Here is a 17,072-nt window from a genome sequence, read left to right on the forward strand (position 1 = left end):
ACGGCCCTGTACGCAACAGGGAACGATTGCGTTACCTACCCCTCAAATGCTGGCTAAGTGCCCTGTCAGAATAGGCAAAGGCAGATAGACTCGAAAGTCGAAGGGGGCATTTTTGTTTGCATGTGCCGCCATAAACTAGAACTATTACTCGAATTGACTCCTTGTCCGGACTTTGACATGACCCAAGCAGCCTCGACCGACCAACAGAGCTTTCGCAAGCTGCTGAGCCGAAACATCGGCTTGCCTCTGGGGGTTGGCTTGTTGAGCGCGGTGGTGTTCATCGCGATCATTGCCTACCTGCTCTCGGCGATCCAGTGGGTGAAACACACCGACCGGGTGATCAACAACGCCACCGAGGCGGTCAAGCTGTCGATCGACATGGAGACCGGCATGCGCGGCTTCCTGCTGACCGGCGAGGAGCACTTCCTTGACCCCTACGAGGTCGCCAGGCCGCGCATACAGGCCGAGCTGGACAGCCTCAAGCAACTGGTCGCCGACAACCCGACCCAGGTTGACCGGCTGACCCGGCTGCAAGCCCTGCAAAACGAGTGGAATGCCTTCGCCAGCGAACTGATCACCCTGCGCCGGGAAAGCGGCGAGTACCGCGCGCCGATCCGTTCCGGCCGGGGCAAGCGCCTGACGGATGAGATCCGCAAGGAATACGACGCCTTTGTCGCCACCGAGCAGCAACTGCGCCAGGCCCGCAACGAGACCGTCAGCACCATCACGGTGGCCTCGATCTCCATCTACCTGGCCTTCGTCGTGCTGTTCAGCGCCTTGTTGGCCTATATCGGGCGGCGTGACCTGCTCAGCCTGTCCGGCAACTACGCGGCCAACCTCGAAGCCCAGCAGCGCGCCACCGAGCGCCTGCAACAACAGGCCTGGCTGCGCAGCGGGCAAACCCAATTGGCCGAGCAGGTGCTGGGCCAGCTGACCCTGCCGACCCTTGGGCACAATATCCTGCAATTCTTCGGCAACTACCTGGGCAGCGTGGTGGCCGCGGTCTATGTGCGTGACGACCATGGCAACCTGCAACGTGTCGCCAGCTACGGCTTCTCCCGCGAGCAGGAGAACGAGCAGCAGCTGTTCGGCGCCCAGGAAAGCCTGCTGGGGCAGGCCGTGATGCAAGGGCGCCTGGTGCGCCTGGACGATGTGCCCCAGGGCTATTTCAAGGTCAACTCCGGCCTGGGCGATGGCTTGCCATGCAGCGTAATGATCCTGCCGGCGAACAACGATGGCCGGGTCAACGGGGTGGTCGAGCTGGGCTTCCTGCGCCCGTTGAGCGAGCGTGACACCGAGTTCCTCGAACTGGTCGGCGACAACGTGGGTATCTCCATTGAAAGCGCACGTTATCGCCAACGCTTGCAGGAAGTGCTCGCCGAGACCCAGCAGCTCAACGAAGAGCTGCAAGTCCAGCAGGAAGAACTCAAGACCGCCAACGAAGAGCTCGAAGAGCAGTCCCGCGTGCTCAAGGAGTCCCAGGCCCACCTGGAAACCCAGCAGGCGGAACTGGAGCAGACCAACGAGCAGCTTGCCGAACGCACCGAGGCCCTGGCCGAGCAGCGTGATGCGCTGAACCACAAGAACGGCGAGTTGAACCAGGTCCAGGTCGAGCTGCAGGAGCGCGCCGAAGAGCTGCAGCGCTCCAGCAAGTACAAGTCCGAATTCCTCGCCAACATGTCCCATGAGCTGCGTACACCGCTCAACAGTTCGCTGATCCTGGCCAAGCTGCTGGCCGAGAACGCCCAGGAGAACCTTACGGGTGAACAGGTCAAGTTCGCCGAGTCGATCTACTCGGCCGGCAACGACCTGCTCACCCTGATCAACGACATCCTCGACATCGCCAAGGTCGAAGCCGGCAAGCTCGACGTACGTGCCGAAACCACACCGGTCGCACGCCTGGCAGAGGGCATGCGCGGCCTGTTCGGGCCGTTGGCAGCGGAGAAGGGCTTGACCTACACCGTGAGCATCGACCCCGATGTACCGGCAACGCTCTACACCGACCGCCAGCGACTGGAGCAGATCCTCAAGAACCTGCTGTCGAACGCCTTCAAGTTCACCGACAAAGGCCAGGTCAGCCTGAGCATCGGTTATCAGGTGGGCAGCGGCCTGGTGTTCTCGGTGCGCGACAGCGGCATCGGCATTGCCGCCGACCAGCAGCAAAGCATCTTCGAAGCCTTCCACCAGGCCGATGGCACCACCAACCGCAAATACGGCGGCACGGGCCTGGGCCTGTCGATTTCCCGCGACCTGGCGCAGTTGCTCGGTGGCCAGATCAGCGTCGACAGCAGCCTGGGCCAAGGCAGCGTGTTCAGCCTGATCCTGCCCGAGCGCTACGAACCGATCGTCAACCAGAGCCGTCCGGTGGTGATCAGCCAACCGGCGCCGGCCTACCAGCCGCAGGTGGTCGAGCCGGTGCTGGACGTGCCGCGCGCTGCGCCGAGCTTCCCCGACGACCGCCACAACGCGCCGTTCAGCAATCGCTGCATCCTGGTGATCGAGGATGAGCCGAACTTTGCCCGCATCCTCCTCGACCTGGCCCACGAGCTGGGCTACAGCTGCCTGGTGGCCCAGGCCGCCGATGAAGGTTTCGAACTGGCGGCAGGCTTTATCCCCGATGCGATCCTGCTCGACATGCGCCTGCCCGACCATTCCGGGCTGACCGTGCTGCAACGGCTCAAGGAGCAGGCCAGCACGCGGCATATCCCGGTGCACATCATTTCCGTCGAAGACCGCGTCGAGGCCGCCATGCACATGGGCGCCATCGGCTATGCGGTCAAGCCGACCAGCCGTGAAGAACTCAAGGTGGTATTCGCCCGCCTGGAAGACAAGCTGACGCAGAAGCTCAAGCACATCCTGCTGGTCGAGGACGATGACCTGCAACGCGAAAGCATCGCCCGCCTGATCGGCGACGAAGACATCCAGATCACCGCCGTGGGCATGGCCCAGGAAGCCCTCGACCTGCTGCGCGAGAACGTCTACGACTGCATGATCATCGACCTCAAGCTGCCGGACATGCTTGGCAACGAACTGCTCAAGCGCATGACTGCCGAAGACATCCGCGCCTTCCCGCCGGTCATCGTCTACACCGGGCGCAACCTGACCCGTGACGAAGAGGCCGACCTGCTCAAGTATTCGCGCTCGATCATCATCAAGGGCGCCCGCTCGCCGGAGCGCCTGCTTGATGAAGTCACGCTGTTTCTGCACAAAGTCGAATCGACGCTGTCCCATGAAAGGCAACGCATGCTCAAGACCGCGCGCAGCCGCGACAAGGTCTTCGAGGGGCGCAAAATCTTGCTGGTGGACGACGATGTGCGCAACATCTTCGCCCTCACCAGTGCCCTGGAGCACAAGGGGGCGATTGTCGAGATCGGCCGTAACGGCCGCGAGGCCATCGAAAAACTCGAGCAGCACAGCGACATCGACCTGGTGCTGATGGACGTGATGATGCCGGAAATGGACGGCTACGAAGCGACCCGGCTGATCCGCCAGGACGCCCGCTGGCGCAAACTGCCGATCATCGCGGTCACTGCCAAGGCGATGAAGGATGACCAGGAGCGCTGCCTGCAAGCCGGCGCCAACGACTACCTGGCCAAACCGATCGAGCTGGACCGCCTGTTCTCGCTGATCCGTGTATGGCTGCCGCAACTGGAGCGAATTTGATCATAGAGCGCAATACCGACATTGAAATCCGGCTGTTGATCGAAGCGATCTACCTCAAGTACAGCTATGACTTTCGCGATTATTCCGGCGCCTCGATCAAGCGCCGGGTGCTGCACGCAACCCGTCAGTTCGAGTGTGCCACGGTGTCTGCGCTGCAGGAGCGGGTGCTGCACGATCCGGGGATGTTCCTGCAACTGCTGCAATACCTGACGATCCCGGTCAGCGAGATGTTCCGCGACCCCGAGCACTTCCTTGCGCTGCGCCGCGAAGTAGTGCCGCACCTGCGCACCTGGCCGTCGATCAAGATCTGGATCGCCGGTTGCAGCACCGGCGAGGAGGTCTATTCGATGGCCATCCTGTTGCGCGAGGAAGGGCTGTTGGAGCGCACGATCATCTACGCCACCGACATCAACCCAAGCTCGCTGGAGAAGGCCAAGCAGGGCATCTACTCGATGCAGAGCATCCGCGAGTACACCGAGAACTATCAGCGGGCAGGCGGCCGCCAGGCGTTCAGCGACTACTACACCGCCGCCTACGGCAACGCCATTCTCGACAGCAGCCTGCGCGAGAACGTGACCTTCGCCGACCACAGCCTGGCCACCGACAGCGTGTTCTCCGAAACCCAGCTGGTGTCGTGCCGCAATGTGCTGATCTATTTCAACAAGAACCTGCAGGACCGCGCCTTCGGCTTGTTTCACGAGTCGCTGTGCCACCGAGGCTTCCTGGTGCTGGGCAGCAAGGAAACCCTGGATTTCTCTGCCTATTCGGACCGCTTCGAGGCGTTGGTCAAGCCCGAGCGGATCTACCGCAAGCTATGAACCCGGTCGAAGCGATCGTCCTGGGCGCCTCGGCCGGTGGCGTCAGTGCGCTGCTGACGGTGTTTGCCGCGTTGCCGCGCGATTACCCGATCCCGCTGCTGTGCGTGCTGCACCTGCCGGATGACCGCCACAGCCAGCTGGCCGAGGTGTTCAGCCGGCGCCTGCACCGCCCGGTGCGCGAAGCGCAGGACAAGCAGCACATCGAACCCGGCATGATCTATGTAGCAGGGCCGGGCTATCACCTGTCGGTGGAGCGTGATCGCAGCGTGTCCCTGAGCCAGGAGGAGCGCGTGCATTTTTCACGGCCTTCCATCGATTTTCTGTTTGAGTCGGCGGCCGATGCCTACGGCCGTGGCCTGGTCGGTGTGCTGTTGACCGGGGCCAATGAAGACGGCGCCAGAGGCCTGGCGCGTATCCAACAATGTGGCGGCCGGACCATCGTTCAGGACCCGGCCCAGGCGCAAGTCGCCGTCATGCCAGAAGCAGCGCTGGCGCTGCTGCGGCCTGACCATATACTCCCTTTGAACGGCATCGGGCACTTGCTCGCCACGCTGGAATCCTGCGAATGCTAAGCCATATCCAAGCCAAACTGCTGATCGTCGACGACCTGCCGGAGAACCTGGTGGCGCTCGAAGCGCTGATCAAGGCCGACGACCGCGAGGTGTACCAGGCGCAGTCGGCCGACCAGGCACTGGGCTTGCTGCTGGAGCACGAGTTTGCCCTGGCCATTCTCGACGTACAGATGCCCGGCATGAACGGCTTCGAACTGGCCGAACTGATGCGCGGCACCGAGAAAACCAAGAACATCCCGATTGTTTTCGTCAGCGCTGCGGCCCGTGAAATGAACTACGCGTTCAAGGGCTATGAAAGCGGCGCCGTGGACTTCCTGCACAAGCCGCTGGACACCCACGCGGTGAAGAGCAAGGTGGCGGTGTTCGTCGACCTGTTCCGCCAGCGCAAGGCCCTCGACCAGCAGTTGCAGGCGCTGGAGCGCAGCCGCCAGGAGCAGGAGCTGCTGCTGGCCCAGTTGCAGGTGGCACGGGGCGAGCTGGAGCATGCCGTGCGCATGCGGGATGACTTCATGTCGATCGTCTCCCACGAAGTGCGCACGCCGCTCAACGGGCTGATCCTCGAAACCCAGCTGCGCAAGCTGCACCTGGCGCGGGACAACGCCGATGCCTTTACCCTGGACAAGATGCGCGCCATGGTCGAGCGCGACGAACGGCAGATCAACAGCCTGATCCGCCTGATCGAAGACATGCTTGATGTGTCGCGCATTCGCACCGGTAAGCTGTCGATCCGGCCTTCGCAATTTGACCTCAGCCAGCTGGTGACGGGGCTGGTGGAGAACTTCGCCGCGCAGGCCAGGGCGGCGGACTGCAACCTGGAGCTGGAGATCAATGCGCCGGTGGTCGGGGTCTGGGACGAGTTTCGCATCGAGCAGGTGATTGCCAACCTGCTGACCAACGCCCTGCGCTACGGCAGCAAGCGCCCGGTGCAGGTGCGCGTGCAGGAAGCCGACGGCATGGCCTGTGTCGAGGTGCGCGACCATGGCATCGGCATCAGTGAGGCGAACCAGCAACGGATCTTTCAGCAGTTCGAACGGGTCTCATCCAGTCAGAGCACTGCCGGTTTGGGCCTGGGCCTGTATATCTCCGAGCAGATCGTGCTGGCCCACGGTGGCAGTATCCGCGTGAACAGTGCCGAGGGGCAGGGTGCAACCTTTGTCGTGCGCCTGCCGCTGGTACGCGACACGCGTGAAAATACGCAGCAGCAGGCAACCTCTGCGTAAGCCAGGGGTCGTATGGCGGTCCTATCGAGTGAATAGAGCTAAGGCATTGGCATGAGCGAAGATGCACAAGATGTAGTACTGGTGGTCGAAGACGAGCCGGTGATCCGCATGGTCCTCAAGGACTATCTGTCCGGTGAGGGCTATCACGTGTTGGTCGCCGAAGATGGCGAACAGGCGTTCAAGATCCTCGCCAGCAAACCGCACCTGGACCTGATCGTTACCGATTTCCGCCTGCCGGGCGGGATTTCCGGGGTGCAGATTGCCGAGCCAGCAGTGAAGCTGCGCCCGGACTTGAAGGTGATCTTCATCAGCGGCTACCCGGCCGAGATCCGCGAGTCGGGCAGCCCGATTGCCTTCAAGGCGCCGATCCTGGCCAAGCCGTTTGACCTGGACAGCCTGCGCGACCAGATCCAGGAACTGCTGAAATAGCCCGCTTCAGGCAGCGGAACTGATCACCCCGGTTGCCAGGGTGCGTTCAATCGCGCCCAGCAACATGTTCTCCATCAATGCCAGGCGCTGCGCCTCGGGCAAGGGCGATTGCTGCAACCAGCCGGGGAGGCTGTTGAGCAGCGTGGCGATGACGTGCCCGGTGGCTTCCAGGCTGGCCGCTGGCAGCGCCGCTCGGGGGGCGATCAGGTTGAGCAGGCGCGTTTCATAGTCGCGGCGCAAGGCCGCGATACGCGCTTGCTGCTCGTCACTCAGGCAGCACACATCACGCTCCGCCAGGCGGAACTGCAGCGGCCGTTCGGCGTGCAGCGTCCAGTGCGCGCGAATCACCGTCGCCAGTACCTGGGTTGCGCCGCGCGCGCGCGCGGGTGGGTTGAGGGTGGCCAGCAGCTCTTCGAACAGCTCTTCGATCAGGTCGAACAGCAAGTGCTGCTTGCTCGGAAAATGGTGATACAGAGAACCGGCCGTCAGCCCCAGGTGGCTGGCCAGTTCGCGCATGCTGACCTGGCCGAAGCCCTTGTTTGCGAAGAGCTCGAGCGCTTTGTCGCGTCGTTCCTCGAAATTGGCGCAGCGTTCGGCGCAGGTCATTGGCATGCTGCTACCTCAGTAGGTGAAGAAACCGCGACCGCTCTTGCGGCCCAGGTAGCCGGCGGCGACCATTTCCTTGAGCAGCGCGGCAGGGCGGTATTTGCTGTCGTTGAAGCCGTCGTGGAACGACTCGATGATCGCCAGCAGGGTGTCCAAGCCGATCAGGTCGGCCAGGGCCAGCGGGCCGATCGGCTGGTTGCAGCCCAGGCGCATGCCGGTGTCGATGTCCTCGGCGCTGGCCAGGCCCTCCTGCAGCACCATGATCGCCTCGTTGATCATCGGCACCAGGATGCGGTTGACCACAAAGCCTGGGCGGTTGCCCGCGCCGATGGCGGTCTTGCCGACACGCTCGGTCAGGGCCTGGGCAGCGGCGAAGGTGGCGTCGCTGGTTTGCAGGCCACGGATGATCTCGACCAGGGCCATCATCGGCACCGGGTTGAAGAAGTGCACGCCGATGAAGCGCTGCGGTTGGCTGACCGCAGCGCCCAGCTGGGTGATCGACAGCGACGAGGTGTTGGTGGCGATCACGCAGTCGTCCGTCACGCTGGCGGCGACTTGCTGGAGGATACGGATCTTCAGGTCGAGGTTTTCGGTGGCGGCTTCAATCACCAGTTGCGCACTTTTCAGCTGCGCGTAGTCGGTGCTGGTGCGGATGCGCGCCACGGCGGCTTCGGCCTGGGCGGCGTCGAAGGTCTGCTTGCTGACCTGGCGTTCGAGGTTCTTGCGCAGGGTGGCCAGGCCACGCTCCAGGGCGGCGTCGGAGACGTCGATCAGGGTGACCGAGTAACCGGCCACGGCGCATACCTGGGCGATCCCGTTGCCCATGGTGCCGGCGCCGATCACGGCGATGTTTTCAATGCTCACGTTCAACTTCCTCAGACGCGTTCGAAGACGATGGCAATGCCTTGGCCACCGCCGATGCACATGGTCGCCAGGGCGTAGCGGCCCTGGATGCGTTGCAGTTCATGGATGGCCTTGGTGGCGATGATCGCCCCGGTGGCGCCAACCGGGTGGCCCAGCGAGATGCCCGAGCCGTTCGGGTTGACCTTTTCAGGGTCGAAGCCCAGCTCGCGGGACACGGCGCAGGCTTGTGCGGCAAAGGCTTCGTTGGATTCGATGACGTCCAGGTCGGCGACGGTAAGGCCGGCCTTTTCCAGTACTTTGCGGGTAGCCGGCACCGGGCCCAGGCCCATCAGCTCCGGCTCGACGCCGGCGTGGGCGTAGGCCACCAGGCGGGCCAGGGGTTTGAGGCCTTCGCGCTGGACCATTGCACCGGTGGCCAGCACCAGTGCACCGGCGCCATCGTTCAGGCCGCTGGCATTGCCGGCGGTGACCGTGCCGTCTTTCTTGAACACGGCTTTCATGCTGGCCAGTTGTTCGATGCTGACGTCAGCGCGCACGTGCTCGTCGACCTTGAACTGCACCGGGCCTTTGCGGCCTGGGATTTCAATGGTGACGATCTGGCTGTCGAAACGGCCTTCGGCGATGGCGCGGGCCGCGCGTTGCTGGCTGGTGATCGCGACTTCATCCTGCATCTGCCGGGTGATGCCGTTTTTCTCGGCGACGTTTTCCGCGGTGATGCCCATGTGGAAGCCGGCGAACGGGTCGTGGAGGATACCGAGCATGTAGTCGACGCCTTGCAGGTCACCCATGCGCGCGCCCCAACGGGCTTGTGGCAGCAGGTACGGGCCACGGCTCATGGATTCGGCGCCACCGGCAATCACCGCTTCGGCGTCACCCAGCAGCAGGCTCTGCGCTGCCGAGACAATGGCTTGCAGGCCCGAGCCGCACAGGCGGTTGACGTTGAAGGCCGGGGTTTCCTTGGGGATGCCGGCGTTCATGGCGGCCACCCGGGCCAGGTAGGCGTCGCGGGGTTCGGTGGGGATCACGTTGCCCATCACCACGTGGCCGATCTGCTCGGCCTTGAGGCCGGAGCGTTCGAGGGCGGCGCGGGTGACCTGGGTGGCGAGGTCGGCCAGTGGCAGGTCCTTGAGGGCGCCGCCGAAGGTGCCGATGGCCGAGCGTACGGCGCTGACTACGTAGATATCATTGTTGTTCATGGTCGACTCCAGAGTGCGAAAGCGTGGCGGGGCGCGGTGCGGCTCTGCCAGAATGGCGCCCGGGCCACGTCCGGGATGGGCCTGAGTCTAGGCAAAGGCCGTGCGCCGGCCTATGCCTTAACTGTCCAGCCCGATTGACTGTTTTTGCCATACCTTGCGGTTACTGCGGAAAACCTGATGCGGGACAACGATTCGGTCGCGATTTATTTCGTCCATACCATGCTCCATGGCTTGCGCCATCAGCCTGAGCGGGCGCACGCCCTGTTGCGCCAGGCCGGGATCGACCCGGCGCTGATGGGCCAGGCGGGCGCGCGGGTGCCGGCCAAGGCGTTTGCGCGTTTGTGGCTGATCCTCATTGAGGCGCTGAATGACGAATTTTTCAACCTCGACAGCCATGGCATGCCGCTGGGCAGTTTTGCCCTGATCTGCCGTGGGTTGATCCAGGAGCCGAACCTGGAAAAGGCGCTGCGCCAGTGCTTGGGCAATTTCGGGTTGTTCCTGCGTGATTTACGCGGCAGTTTGACGGTGCGCGGCCAGCGCGCGGTGATCAGCCTGCAATCGCAGATCGACGATCCGCTGGCGCGGGTTTATGCCGAAGAGACCTTGCTGGTGCTGGTGGTCAGCCTGTTGTGCTGGCTGGGTGGCCGGCGCATTGCCATCGACCGCACCGAGCTGCGCGATGCGCGCCCGCCGCTGGAGGACGATGCCTTGCTGTGGGGGCCGAACCTGCAGGTGGGCAGTGGGCGAACCGAGGTGGAGTTTGCTGCGGACTACCTGCGCTTGCCGGTGGTGCAGGATTTGGGGGGCTTGAAGACCTTTTTGCGCAGTGCGCCGCAGTGGCTGGTGGTGCGTTACCGCAACCAGAACGGTTTGGCGGCGCGGGTGTACCGGCATTTGCGTGGGCGCTTGTATGGGCAGTGGCCGACGTTGTTGGCGATGGCTGAGCGTGAGGGGTTGAGCCCGAGCAGTTTTCGCCGGCAGTTGGAGCGCGAGGGTTGCTCGTTCCAGCAGATCAAGGATGAAGTGCGGCGGGCGATGGCATTCGAGTGTTTGCGCGGGACCGAGCTGAGTGTGGCGCAGATCGCCGAGCAGACCGGGTTCCAGGAGCCGAGTGCGTTTCACCGGGCGTTCAAGAAGTGGACAGGGGAGAGTCCGGGGAGTTATCGGTTGCGCTTGGCAGGAGGTAACTGACCCCAGCCCCCCGCGCTTTGCTTTGTGGGAGCCGGCGTTGCCGGCGATGGGGCGCGTAGCGCCCCCAAAAGATTCGCCGGCAAGGCCGGCTCCCACAGGTTAGGCCCAGGCCTGGATGTTCAGGCCGGGACCATCGCGAACCCGACGCCAAAGCGGTTCCAGGCATTGATCGTGGCAATCGCCAGGGTCAGGTTCACCACCTCAGCCTCGCTGAAATGCACCAGCAGCGCTTCGTACTGATGCTGCGGTGCATGCTGTTCCGGCAGCAGGGTCAGGCTCTCGACCCAGGCCAGCGCCGCGCGCTCACGCGGGGTGAAGTACGCGGTCTCTTGCCATGCCACCAGCGTCTGCAAACGCGCCTCGGTTTCCCCGGCCTGGCGCGCATCATTGGCATGCATGTTCACGCAATACGCACAGCCATTGATCTGCGACGCGCGCAGGCGCACCAGCTCCAGCAACGAGTTCTCCAGCCCGGACTTGCCCAGTGCCATCTCCAGGCCGACCATCGCCTTGTAGGCCTCGGGTGCATGCTTGGCCCATTCGATACGGTTGCTCATCTTCGTGCTCCAGTGCAGTTCGCGTTATGCGGGAATGGCGCTACCTTACCGCCGCCCCGGCAACCCTCGAATAGCCAATCCGGTGCTTTGTCAGGAGGCCAATCAGCGGGTATTCACAAGCCAACTACAAGCCATCCAATCATTTAATTTTTAGATAGTGACCGCGCTCGGGATAATCGCCGCACTGCCGTTATCGAGCGCCACCCATGCCGTACCCACGCACTACCCGCAGCCTGACCTTGCTGTTGCTCATGGTCGCCGTCGCGCTGAACCTGCGCCCGATCCTCACCAGCATTGGCCCCTTGCTCGAAGACATTCGCCACAGCACCGGCATCGGCTACCAGCAAGCCGCCTTGCTCACCGCCTTGCCGGTGTTGTGCATGGGGCTGGTGCCGCTGCTGCAACCCTGGCTGCGCCGCTGGGTGAGCGAGCGCAACGCCTTGCTCGGTGGCCTGGGGGCGATTGCCCTGGCCTGCACCTGGCGGCTGTACCTGGACAGCAGCACGGCGCTGATTGCCAGCGCAGTGGTCGCCGGGCTGGGCGTGGCGTTTGTCCAGGCGTTGATGCCAGGCCTGGTCAACCGCTGGTTCGCGCAGCGCCTGGCCATGGCGATGGGTATCTACTCGGCGGCATTGATGAGCGGCGGGGGCCTTGCGGCCGTGCTCGGTTCGCGGGTCGCCGAGGGCTTCTCGCGCTGGCAGGCCGGACTGGGTATCTGGCTGGTGCCGGCGTTGCTGGCCTTGCTGTTTTGCCTGATCGTGCGGCCCCGGCTGGAGGCCGCCAGCGGACGCGGCGGGGTCAGCGGGCATTTCTTCGGCAGCCGCCGAGCCTGGCTGCTGGCGATCTATTTCGGCCTGATCAACGGCGGCTACACCAGCATGGTGGCCTGGTTGCCGGCCTACTATCAGCAGATCGGCGGCAGCGCCCATGGCGGGGGCGGCCTGGTGGGGCTGATGACGATCTTCCAGGTGCTTGGCGCATTGGGCCTGCCGCTGCTGTTGCGCGGCGTCAGCGACCGACGCCCCGGCCTGTGGCTGGCGCTGGCCACGCAACTGGCGGGCTTTGTCGGGCTGCTGCTGGCGCCGACGCTCTCAGCGGGCCTGTGGGTCGCCTTGATCGGTTTCGGCCTGGGTGCCTGCTTCAGCCTGAGCCTCACCCTGACCATCGAACACCTCAAGAGCCCAGCCGCCGGCAGCCTGGCGGCGTTCGTGCAGGGCATCGGTTTCATCATCACCGGTATCGTGCCGTACCTGGCCGGCTGGCTGCGGGACATCACCGGTGACTTCCAGGCCTCCTGGCTGCTGCTGACCCTGACCGTGCTGCTGATGCTGCTGGTGACCTGGCGCTTCGCCCCCGACGGCTATGCCGAGGCCATGGCAGGCCCGTCGCCGGGAGTGCCGGACGGCGCCGTCAGGTAAGGGTCTGCAAGGTGTCGCGCACCCGGTCCAGCGCCGGGTCGATATCCAGCAGCTCGATGGCCCCGAACCCCAGCAGCAAGCCCGCTTGTACCGGGACTTCGGCATGGAAGGGCGCCAGCGAATACAGGCCGACCTCGACCTTGCGCGCCAGGCTGATCAGGAAGTCGATATCCAGCGGGCCCTTGGCCAGGGCGCTGAGGTGATAGCCGGCCGTGGCCGGGACGGCGCTGAACCATGGGCTCAGGTCGCCCTGCAGGCGGGCCAGGATGCGTTCGCGGCGCGTTGCGTAAACAGCATGGCAGCGGCGGATATGGCGCAGCAGATGCCCCTCGTCCATGAACCGCGCCAGGGTCCACTGGCTCAGTGACGCGGTGTGCCAGTCAGTCAGTTGCTTGGCCACGCACACCGCCTCCAGCAGCACCGGCGGGACGATGGCGTAACCCAGGCGCAACTCGGGCAGCAGGGTTTTCGAGAAGGTCCCGACGTAGGCCACCAGGCCTTCGCTGTCCAGGCTTTGCAGGGCGTCGGTCGGGCGGCCTTCGTAGCGGAACTCGCTGTCGTAGTCGTCCTCGATGATGATCGCGCCTAGCGCGCTTGCCCGCGCCAACAAGGCCTGGCGACGCGCCAGGCTCATCGGCATGCCGAGCGGAAACTGGTGCGAGGGCGTCACGTAGATCAGCCGCGTACCGTCGGCGATTTGCGCCACGCACAGGCCTTCACCATCCACCGGCACCGCCTGCACCTGCGCCCCGAGGGACAGGAACAACTGGCGGGCAGGGCTGTAGCCGGGGTCTTCCATGGCCACGCGACAGCCCGGCTCGATCAGCACGCGGGCAATCAGGTCGAGCGCCTGCTGGGCGCCATTGCACACCACCACGTCGGCGGCGCTGCAATGCACACCACGGCTGAAGGCGATATGCCGGGCAATCGCTTCACGCAGTGGCGGCAAGCCTTGCGGGTGGCTGTAGCGGCCATTGCTGCTGCGGCTCTGGCGCAGGGCGTGCTGGGTGCAACTGCGCCACTCGTCAAACGGGAACTGGCCCTTGCTGCTGGCACCGCCAATGAAGTCGTAGCGTGCGGTGGCATGGGGCGGGCGGGCCAGGGGCATGGCCCGTGCCCGCCATTTCGCCAGGATTGGCTCGCTGGCCAAGTCCGGCAGTGCCCGAGCCTTGGGCGGGGTGAGCGCATGCGGGGTGATGAAGGTACCTTTGCCGACCTGGCCGCTGAGCAGGTTGTCGTAGGTCAGGCGCGAATAGGCCTCGGCCACGGTCTTGCGCGACACCCCCAGTTGCTCGGCCAGCAGGCGCGTGGGCGGCAGTTGGGTGCCGGCCGCCAGGTGGCCGCTGTCGATGCCTTCGCGCAACTGGCGGTAAAGCTGATCGGCCAGGCCTTTGCGGCCTTGCAGGCTGATGTGGAGTTCCATGCGGGAGCAGTTCCGAGTAGGGCGGGCGCCTGCGCAGGTTAACCGAAATCGCTACGCAGTGCCGTTGGTCTCCCGGCCACCACGGTGCTGGGCAAAGGCTCACACTGGTACCTGTCGGGTTCGCCGGCAGGCCGGCGTGCCTTCCTCTTTGCAGGAGAATCGTCATGAAGTTTCGTTTTGTGCTTGGCCTTGCCGTTCTGGTCGCCGCCAGTGCACAGGCCCAGACCCAACCGCAAGCCACGACACCGGTGCAGGCACAGGAGTACAGCTACGGCACGCGCCTGGACATCAAGAAAGTGGTGTCGATGAGCGAGCCCAGCACCCCGGATTGTGGCGTAGTGAAGGCCCACATGATCTACAACGATCACGCCGGCGTGCAGCATGACTTGCAGTACCTGAAAGTCGCCGAAGGTTGCGACAACCAGCATTGACCCATCCTCTTCCTGTCGTCATCGTTCAAACGCAGCTCGCGGGCCTTGAGGTTGCCAGCGAGGTTTTCGCGTTTGCCCGACGCTTAGCCGTGGGCGTGGCCTGAGACCAAGGCAGCACAGCGCTCACGCAGGAACGCCTGGACAATCCTGACCCGCTCACTTACCTGTACCCGATGCGGGCACATCAGGTAGACCGGCGCGTGTTCGCCCTGCCAGTCCTCCAGCACCTGGCATAGACGCCCGGCACGCACATCGCTGACCACATCGAGCCAGGCCTTGTAGACGATGCCGTGGCCTGCCAGCGCCCAGCGCCTGGCCACCTCGCCATCGTCGCAGCGGTAGTCGCCTTTTACCTTCACTTCACAGACACGCGTGCCCCGGGTAAAGCGCCACAGGTCGTACGGGCGGCCATGGCGCTGATAGATGATGGCCTGGTGTTCGGCCAGGGCCTCGGGCGAGGCCGGCACACCCCTTCGGGCGAGGTACGCGGGGCTGGCGCAGAGCACCCGGTGATGCGCTTCCAGCACCGGCAAGGCCACCAGGCTGGAGTCCACCGGCACGCCAAAGCGCAGCGCGACATCGACCTGCTCGCGGAACAGGTCGTTGGCGCGGTCATTGAGCAGCAGATGCAATTGCAGGTGCGGGTGCATTTCGCGCAGCTCATCCAGCCAGCCGAGCAACACGCTGCGGCCGAAGTCCGACGGTGCCGCCAGCTGCAACACCCCGGCCAGGCCGCCCTGGCCGCCACGGATGGCGCGTTCGCCTTCTTCCAGCGCCGCCAATGCCACCCGTGCCGCCTCCAGGTAACGCTCACCCTCGACCGTCAGGCGCTGCTGGCGCGTGGAGCGGGCGAACAAGCGTGCACCCAGGCGTGACTCCAGGCGCTTGAGCGCAAGGCTGGCAGCCGCCGGGCTGATATCCAGGGTGCGCGCGGCGGCCGAGAGGCTGCCAGTGTCGGCGGCTCTGACCAGGACGTGCAGGTCGTCGAGGGTGCTCATTTGTAAGTAATCCTAATAAGTCTTATCCATTCAGGCCTGTTTATCACGAATAGGCAATAAATGATCATGGTGTCACCCGTTCAGCGCCCATCGAGGTGTTCATCATGTCACTTGATTTCCAGTTCGATCACCTAGCCTTCAGCACCCCCGGCAACTCCACTTTGCAGGCGTCGCTGCAAACCCTGCTTGGCATCGCGCCGGGGTTCCGCCCGCCATTCCCGTTCCCGGGGCAATGGCTGTACCAGGGCGACCAGGCGCTGGTGCACCTGATCCAGCGCGATGAACAGACCGACACCCAATTCAGCCACCTGGCACTGCGCACTGCCCAGCCGGCATCTGCCGTGCTGGCGCGGGTACGTGCCAGTGGCCTGGCGTACCAGGTCGCGGTGGTGCCCGAAGAGCGGGTCTGCCAGATCTTCGTCAATTTGCCCGGTGGCCTGGTCCTGGAACTGGACAGCCCGCTCGACAACCAGGGCATCAGCATCACCCACGACTACCAGCACACCACTCACGCCCCCGTTTGACTTCAGGAAGCCCACTCATGACTACCCCGACATCGCTGTTTACTGCTTTCAACCTTGGACCGCTTGAGCTGGCCAACCGCATCGTCATGGCCCCGATGACCCGCTCGCGCAGCACCCAGCCGGGCGATGTGCCCAATGCCGGCATGGCGACCTACTACGCCCAACGTGCCAGCGCCGGGCTGATCGTCAGCGAAGCGACGCAGATCAGCCCGCAAGGCAAGGGCTACAGTTTCACCCCGGGCGTCTACAGCGCCGAGCAGGTGGCAGGGTGGCGCCAGGTGACCGATGCCGTGCATGCCCAGGGTGGGCGGATCTTCTTGCAGCTGTGGCACGTCGGGCGCATGTCGCATGCCAGTTTTCACGCTGATTCCCAGCCTGTAGCGCCCTCGGCGTTGCGCGCCGATGCCCAGGTCTGGGTGGTGGGCGATGATGGTGTCGGGCGCATGGTGGAAGTGAGCGCGCCGCGTGCCCTCAGCGAATCGGACATCCTTGCGGTGGTCGAGGATTACCGCATCGCGGCGCGTCATGCGCGGGAGGCGGGGTTTGATGGCGTCGAGATCCACGCAGGCAACGGTTACCTGATCGACCAGTTCTTGCGGACCACCTCGAACACCCGTGACGATGCCTATGGTGGCAGCCGTGAGAACCGCATTCGCTTCCTGCTGGCGGTTGCCAGTGCGGTGGCCGGGGAGATCGGCGCGCACCGTACCGGCGTGCGCCTGGCGCCTTACATCACTGCGCGTGGCATGGATTGCCCGGATGTGATCCCGACCATTTTGCAGGCCGCCAAGGCGCTGGATGCTTTGGGCATTGCCTACCTGCACCTGGCCGAAGCTGATTGGGATGACGCCCCGCAAATCCCCGAGCCGTTCCGTCATCAACTGCGTCGTGATTTCAGTGGCGCGATCATTGTTGCCGGGCGCTACACCCTTGAACGCGGCCAGGCGCTGCTTGATGCCGGCCTGGTGGACCTGGTTGCCTTTGGCCGTCCCTTTGTTGCCAATCCTGACTTCCCGGCGCGGCTGAAAAATGGTTGGCCAATGGCGGACTTCGATGGCAGCCAGTTGTTCGGGGGCACTGAGCTGGGCTACAGCAACTATCCGGCCTATCAGTGAGTGTGCGGGCGCGGGTGTGTACGCCGCTTCTGTAGATACCGTCTTGC

At 64.3% G+C, this 17,072-nt stretch carries 16 protein-coding genes; 10 read left to right on the top strand and 6 right to left on the bottom strand.

All coding sequences use genetic code 11. From position 1 onward, the window contains the following. The first annotated feature begins 177 nt into the window (after positions 1-177). Genes M5G11_RS16410 through M5G11_RS16430 form a run of 5 tightly spaced genes read left to right on the top strand, consistent with a single transcriptional unit; the run spans position 178 to position 6,702 of the window. Positions 178-3,663 carry a response regulator gene (locus M5G11_RS16410; protein WP_273910552.1) on the top strand — a complete coding sequence of 1,162 codons (3,486 nt, stop codon included), beginning with the start codon at positions 178-180 and terminating at the stop codon, positions 3,661-3,663. Then, positions 3,636-4,481: a CheR family methyltransferase gene (locus M5G11_RS16415; RefSeq protein ID WP_420793807.1), complete on the top strand. Its 846-nt coding sequence runs from the start codon at positions 3,636-3,638 to the stop codon at positions 4,479-4,481. Before M5G11_RS16410 ends, M5G11_RS16415 begins: the two co-directional genes overlap by 28 nt. Next, positions 4,478-5,053 carry a chemotaxis protein CheB gene (locus M5G11_RS16420; protein WP_273910550.1) on the top strand — a complete coding sequence of 192 codons (576 nt, stop codon included), beginning with the start codon at positions 4,478-4,480 and terminating at the stop codon, positions 5,051-5,053. Before M5G11_RS16415 ends, M5G11_RS16420 begins: the two co-directional genes overlap by 4 nt. Continuing rightward, complete coding sequence (locus tag M5G11_RS16425; RefSeq protein ID WP_273910549.1) at positions 5,047-6,273, top strand: hybrid sensor histidine kinase/response regulator; 1,227 nt, start codon at positions 5,047-5,049, stop codon at positions 6,271-6,273. Before M5G11_RS16420 ends, M5G11_RS16425 begins: the two co-directional genes overlap by 7 nt. 51 nt (positions 6,274-6,324) lie before the next feature. Then, positions 6,325-6,702 (top strand): response regulator, encoded by a 378-nt coding sequence (locus M5G11_RS16430; RefSeq protein WP_273910548.1) that lies wholly within the window; start codon positions 6,325-6,327, stop codon positions 6,700-6,702. A 6-nt stretch (positions 6,703-6,708) separates the two neighbouring features. On the opposite strand, the gene M5G11_RS16435 is transcribed toward M5G11_RS16430, so the two are convergent. From M5G11_RS16435 to M5G11_RS16445, 3 genes are read right to left on the bottom strand one after another with little or no spacing between them, the layout of a single operon-like run. Then, positions 6,709-7,314: a TetR/AcrR family transcriptional regulator gene (locus M5G11_RS16435; protein WP_273910547.1), complete on the bottom strand. Its 606-nt coding sequence runs from the start codon at positions 7,312-7,314 to the stop codon at positions 6,709-6,711. 9 nt (positions 7,315-7,323) lie between these two features. Then, the gene (locus M5G11_RS16440) at positions 7,324-8,172 is read right to left on the bottom strand and encodes a 3-hydroxybutyryl-CoA dehydrogenase (RefSeq protein ID WP_273910546.1); all 849 of its coding nucleotides are present in this window, start codon (positions 8,170-8,172) and stop codon (positions 7,324-7,326) included. A gap of 11 nt (positions 8,173-8,183) precedes the next feature. Then, a complete protein-coding gene (locus M5G11_RS16445; RefSeq protein WP_273910545.1) occupies positions 8,184-9,368 on the bottom strand; it encodes an acetyl-CoA C-acyltransferase family protein in 1,185 nt (394 codons plus the stop codon). A gap of 177 nt (positions 9,369-9,545) precedes the next feature. Here M5G11_RS16445 and M5G11_RS16450 point away from each other — a divergent pair, with 177 nt between their 5' ends. Further along, complete coding sequence (locus M5G11_RS16450) at positions 9,546-10,559, top strand: AraC family transcriptional regulator (protein ID WP_273910544.1); 1,014 nt, start codon at positions 9,546-9,548, stop codon at positions 10,557-10,559. 119 nt (positions 10,560-10,678) lie between these two features. Here M5G11_RS16450 and M5G11_RS16455 read toward each other — a convergent pair whose 3' ends face one another. Next, entirely contained in the window at positions 10,679-11,116 is a 438-nt protein-coding gene (locus M5G11_RS16455) for a carboxymuconolactone decarboxylase family protein (RefSeq protein WP_273910543.1), read from the bottom strand. 206 nt (positions 11,117-11,322) lie between these two features. Between M5G11_RS16455 and M5G11_RS16460 the strand changes: the two genes are divergently transcribed. Next, complete coding sequence (locus tag M5G11_RS16460) at positions 11,323-12,534, top strand: CynX/NimT family MFS transporter (protein WP_273910541.1); 1,212 nt, start codon at positions 11,323-11,325, stop codon at positions 12,532-12,534. On the opposite strand, the gene pdxR is transcribed toward M5G11_RS16460, so the two are convergent. After that, positions 12,527-13,957 (bottom strand): MocR-like pyridoxine biosynthesis transcription factor PdxR, encoded by a 1,431-nt coding sequence (gene pdxR, locus M5G11_RS16465; RefSeq protein WP_273910540.1) that lies wholly within the window; start codon positions 13,955-13,957, stop codon positions 12,527-12,529. The two genes, M5G11_RS16460 and pdxR, sit on opposite strands and share 8 nt — an antisense overlap. Before the next feature lie 164 nt (positions 13,958-14,121). On the opposite strand from pdxR, the gene M5G11_RS16470 reads away from it, so the two are divergent. Beyond that, complete coding sequence (locus M5G11_RS16470) at positions 14,122-14,388, top strand: DUF2790 domain-containing protein (protein ID WP_273910539.1); 267 nt, start codon at positions 14,122-14,124, stop codon at positions 14,386-14,388. An 83-nt stretch (positions 14,389-14,471) separates the two neighbouring features. Here the strand turns inward: M5G11_RS16470 and M5G11_RS16475 are convergent, their stop codons facing one another. After that, on the bottom strand, positions 14,472-15,386 hold the full coding sequence (locus M5G11_RS16475; RefSeq protein WP_273910538.1) for a LysR family transcriptional regulator: 915 nt from the start codon (positions 15,384-15,386) through the stop codon (positions 14,472-14,474). 104 nt (positions 15,387-15,490) lie between these two features. Between M5G11_RS16475 and M5G11_RS16480 the strand changes: the two genes are divergently transcribed. Both M5G11_RS16480 and M5G11_RS16485 read left to right on the top strand, forming a co-directional pair. Further along, on the top strand, positions 15,491-15,910 hold the full coding sequence (locus M5G11_RS16480; protein ID WP_273910537.1) for a VOC family protein: 420 nt from the start codon (positions 15,491-15,493) through the stop codon (positions 15,908-15,910). Positions 15,911-15,927: 17 nt separating this feature from the next. Next, entirely contained in the window at positions 15,928-17,025 is a 1,098-nt protein-coding gene (locus M5G11_RS16485) for an alkene reductase (RefSeq protein WP_273910535.1), read from the top strand. Positions 17,026-17,072: the final 47 nt, after the last annotated feature.

The organism is Pseudomonas fontis, from assembly GCF_028656955.1.
In the GTDB taxonomy this organism is placed as follows: Bacteria; Pseudomonadota; Gammaproteobacteria; order Pseudomonadales; family Pseudomonadaceae; genus Aquipseudomonas; species Aquipseudomonas fontis.

What these genes read in the sequence shown, in the direction of transcription:
- pdxR (WP_273910540.1), bottom strand. Translation starts at nt 13,957, where the DNA reads ATGGAACTCCACATCAGCCTGCAAGGCCGCAAAGGCCTGGCCGATCAG.
- M5G11_RS16455 (WP_273910543.1), bottom strand. Translation starts at nt 11,116, where the DNA reads ATGAGCAACCGTATCGAATGGGCCAAGCATGCACCCGAGGCCTACAAG.
- M5G11_RS16410 (WP_273910552.1), top strand. Translation starts at nt 178, where the DNA reads ATGACCCAAGCAGCCTCGACCGACCAACAGAGCTTTCGCAAGCTGCTG.
- M5G11_RS16485 (WP_273910535.1), top strand. Translation starts at nt 15,928, where the DNA reads ATGACTACCCCGACATCGCTGTTTACTGCTTTCAACCTTGGACCGCTT.
- M5G11_RS16470 (WP_273910539.1), top strand. Translation starts at nt 14,122, where the DNA reads ATGAAGTTTCGTTTTGTGCTTGGCCTTGCCGTTCTGGTCGCCGCCAGT.
- M5G11_RS16460 (WP_273910541.1), top strand. Translation starts at nt 11,323, where the DNA reads ATGCCGTACCCACGCACTACCCGCAGCCTGACCTTGCTGTTGCTCATG.
- M5G11_RS16475 (WP_273910538.1), bottom strand. Translation starts at nt 15,386, where the DNA reads ATGAGCACCCTCGACGACCTGCACGTCCTGGTCAGAGCCGCCGACACT.
- M5G11_RS16450 (WP_273910544.1), top strand. Translation starts at nt 9,546, where the DNA reads ATGCGGGACAACGATTCGGTCGCGATTTATTTCGTCCATACCATGCTC.
- M5G11_RS16480 (WP_273910537.1), top strand. Translation starts at nt 15,491, where the DNA reads ATGTCACTTGATTTCCAGTTCGATCACCTAGCCTTCAGCACCCCCGGC.
- M5G11_RS16445 (WP_273910545.1), bottom strand. Translation starts at nt 9,368, where the DNA reads ATGAACAACAATGATATCTACGTAGTCAGCGCCGTACGCTCGGCCATC.
- M5G11_RS16425 (WP_273910549.1), top strand. Translation starts at nt 5,047, where the DNA reads ATGCTAAGCCATATCCAAGCCAAACTGCTGATCGTCGACGACCTGCCG.
- M5G11_RS16415 (WP_420793807.1), top strand. Translation starts at nt 3,636, where the DNA reads ATGGCTGCCGCAACTGGAGCGAATTTGATCATAGAGCGCAATACCGAC.
- M5G11_RS16430 (WP_273910548.1), top strand. Translation starts at nt 6,325, where the DNA reads ATGAGCGAAGATGCACAAGATGTAGTACTGGTGGTCGAAGACGAGCCG.
- M5G11_RS16420 (WP_273910550.1), top strand. Translation starts at nt 4,478, where the DNA reads ATGAACCCGGTCGAAGCGATCGTCCTGGGCGCCTCGGCCGGTGGCGTC.
- M5G11_RS16435 (WP_273910547.1), bottom strand. Translation starts at nt 7,314, where the DNA reads ATGCCAATGACCTGCGCCGAACGCTGCGCCAATTTCGAGGAACGACGC.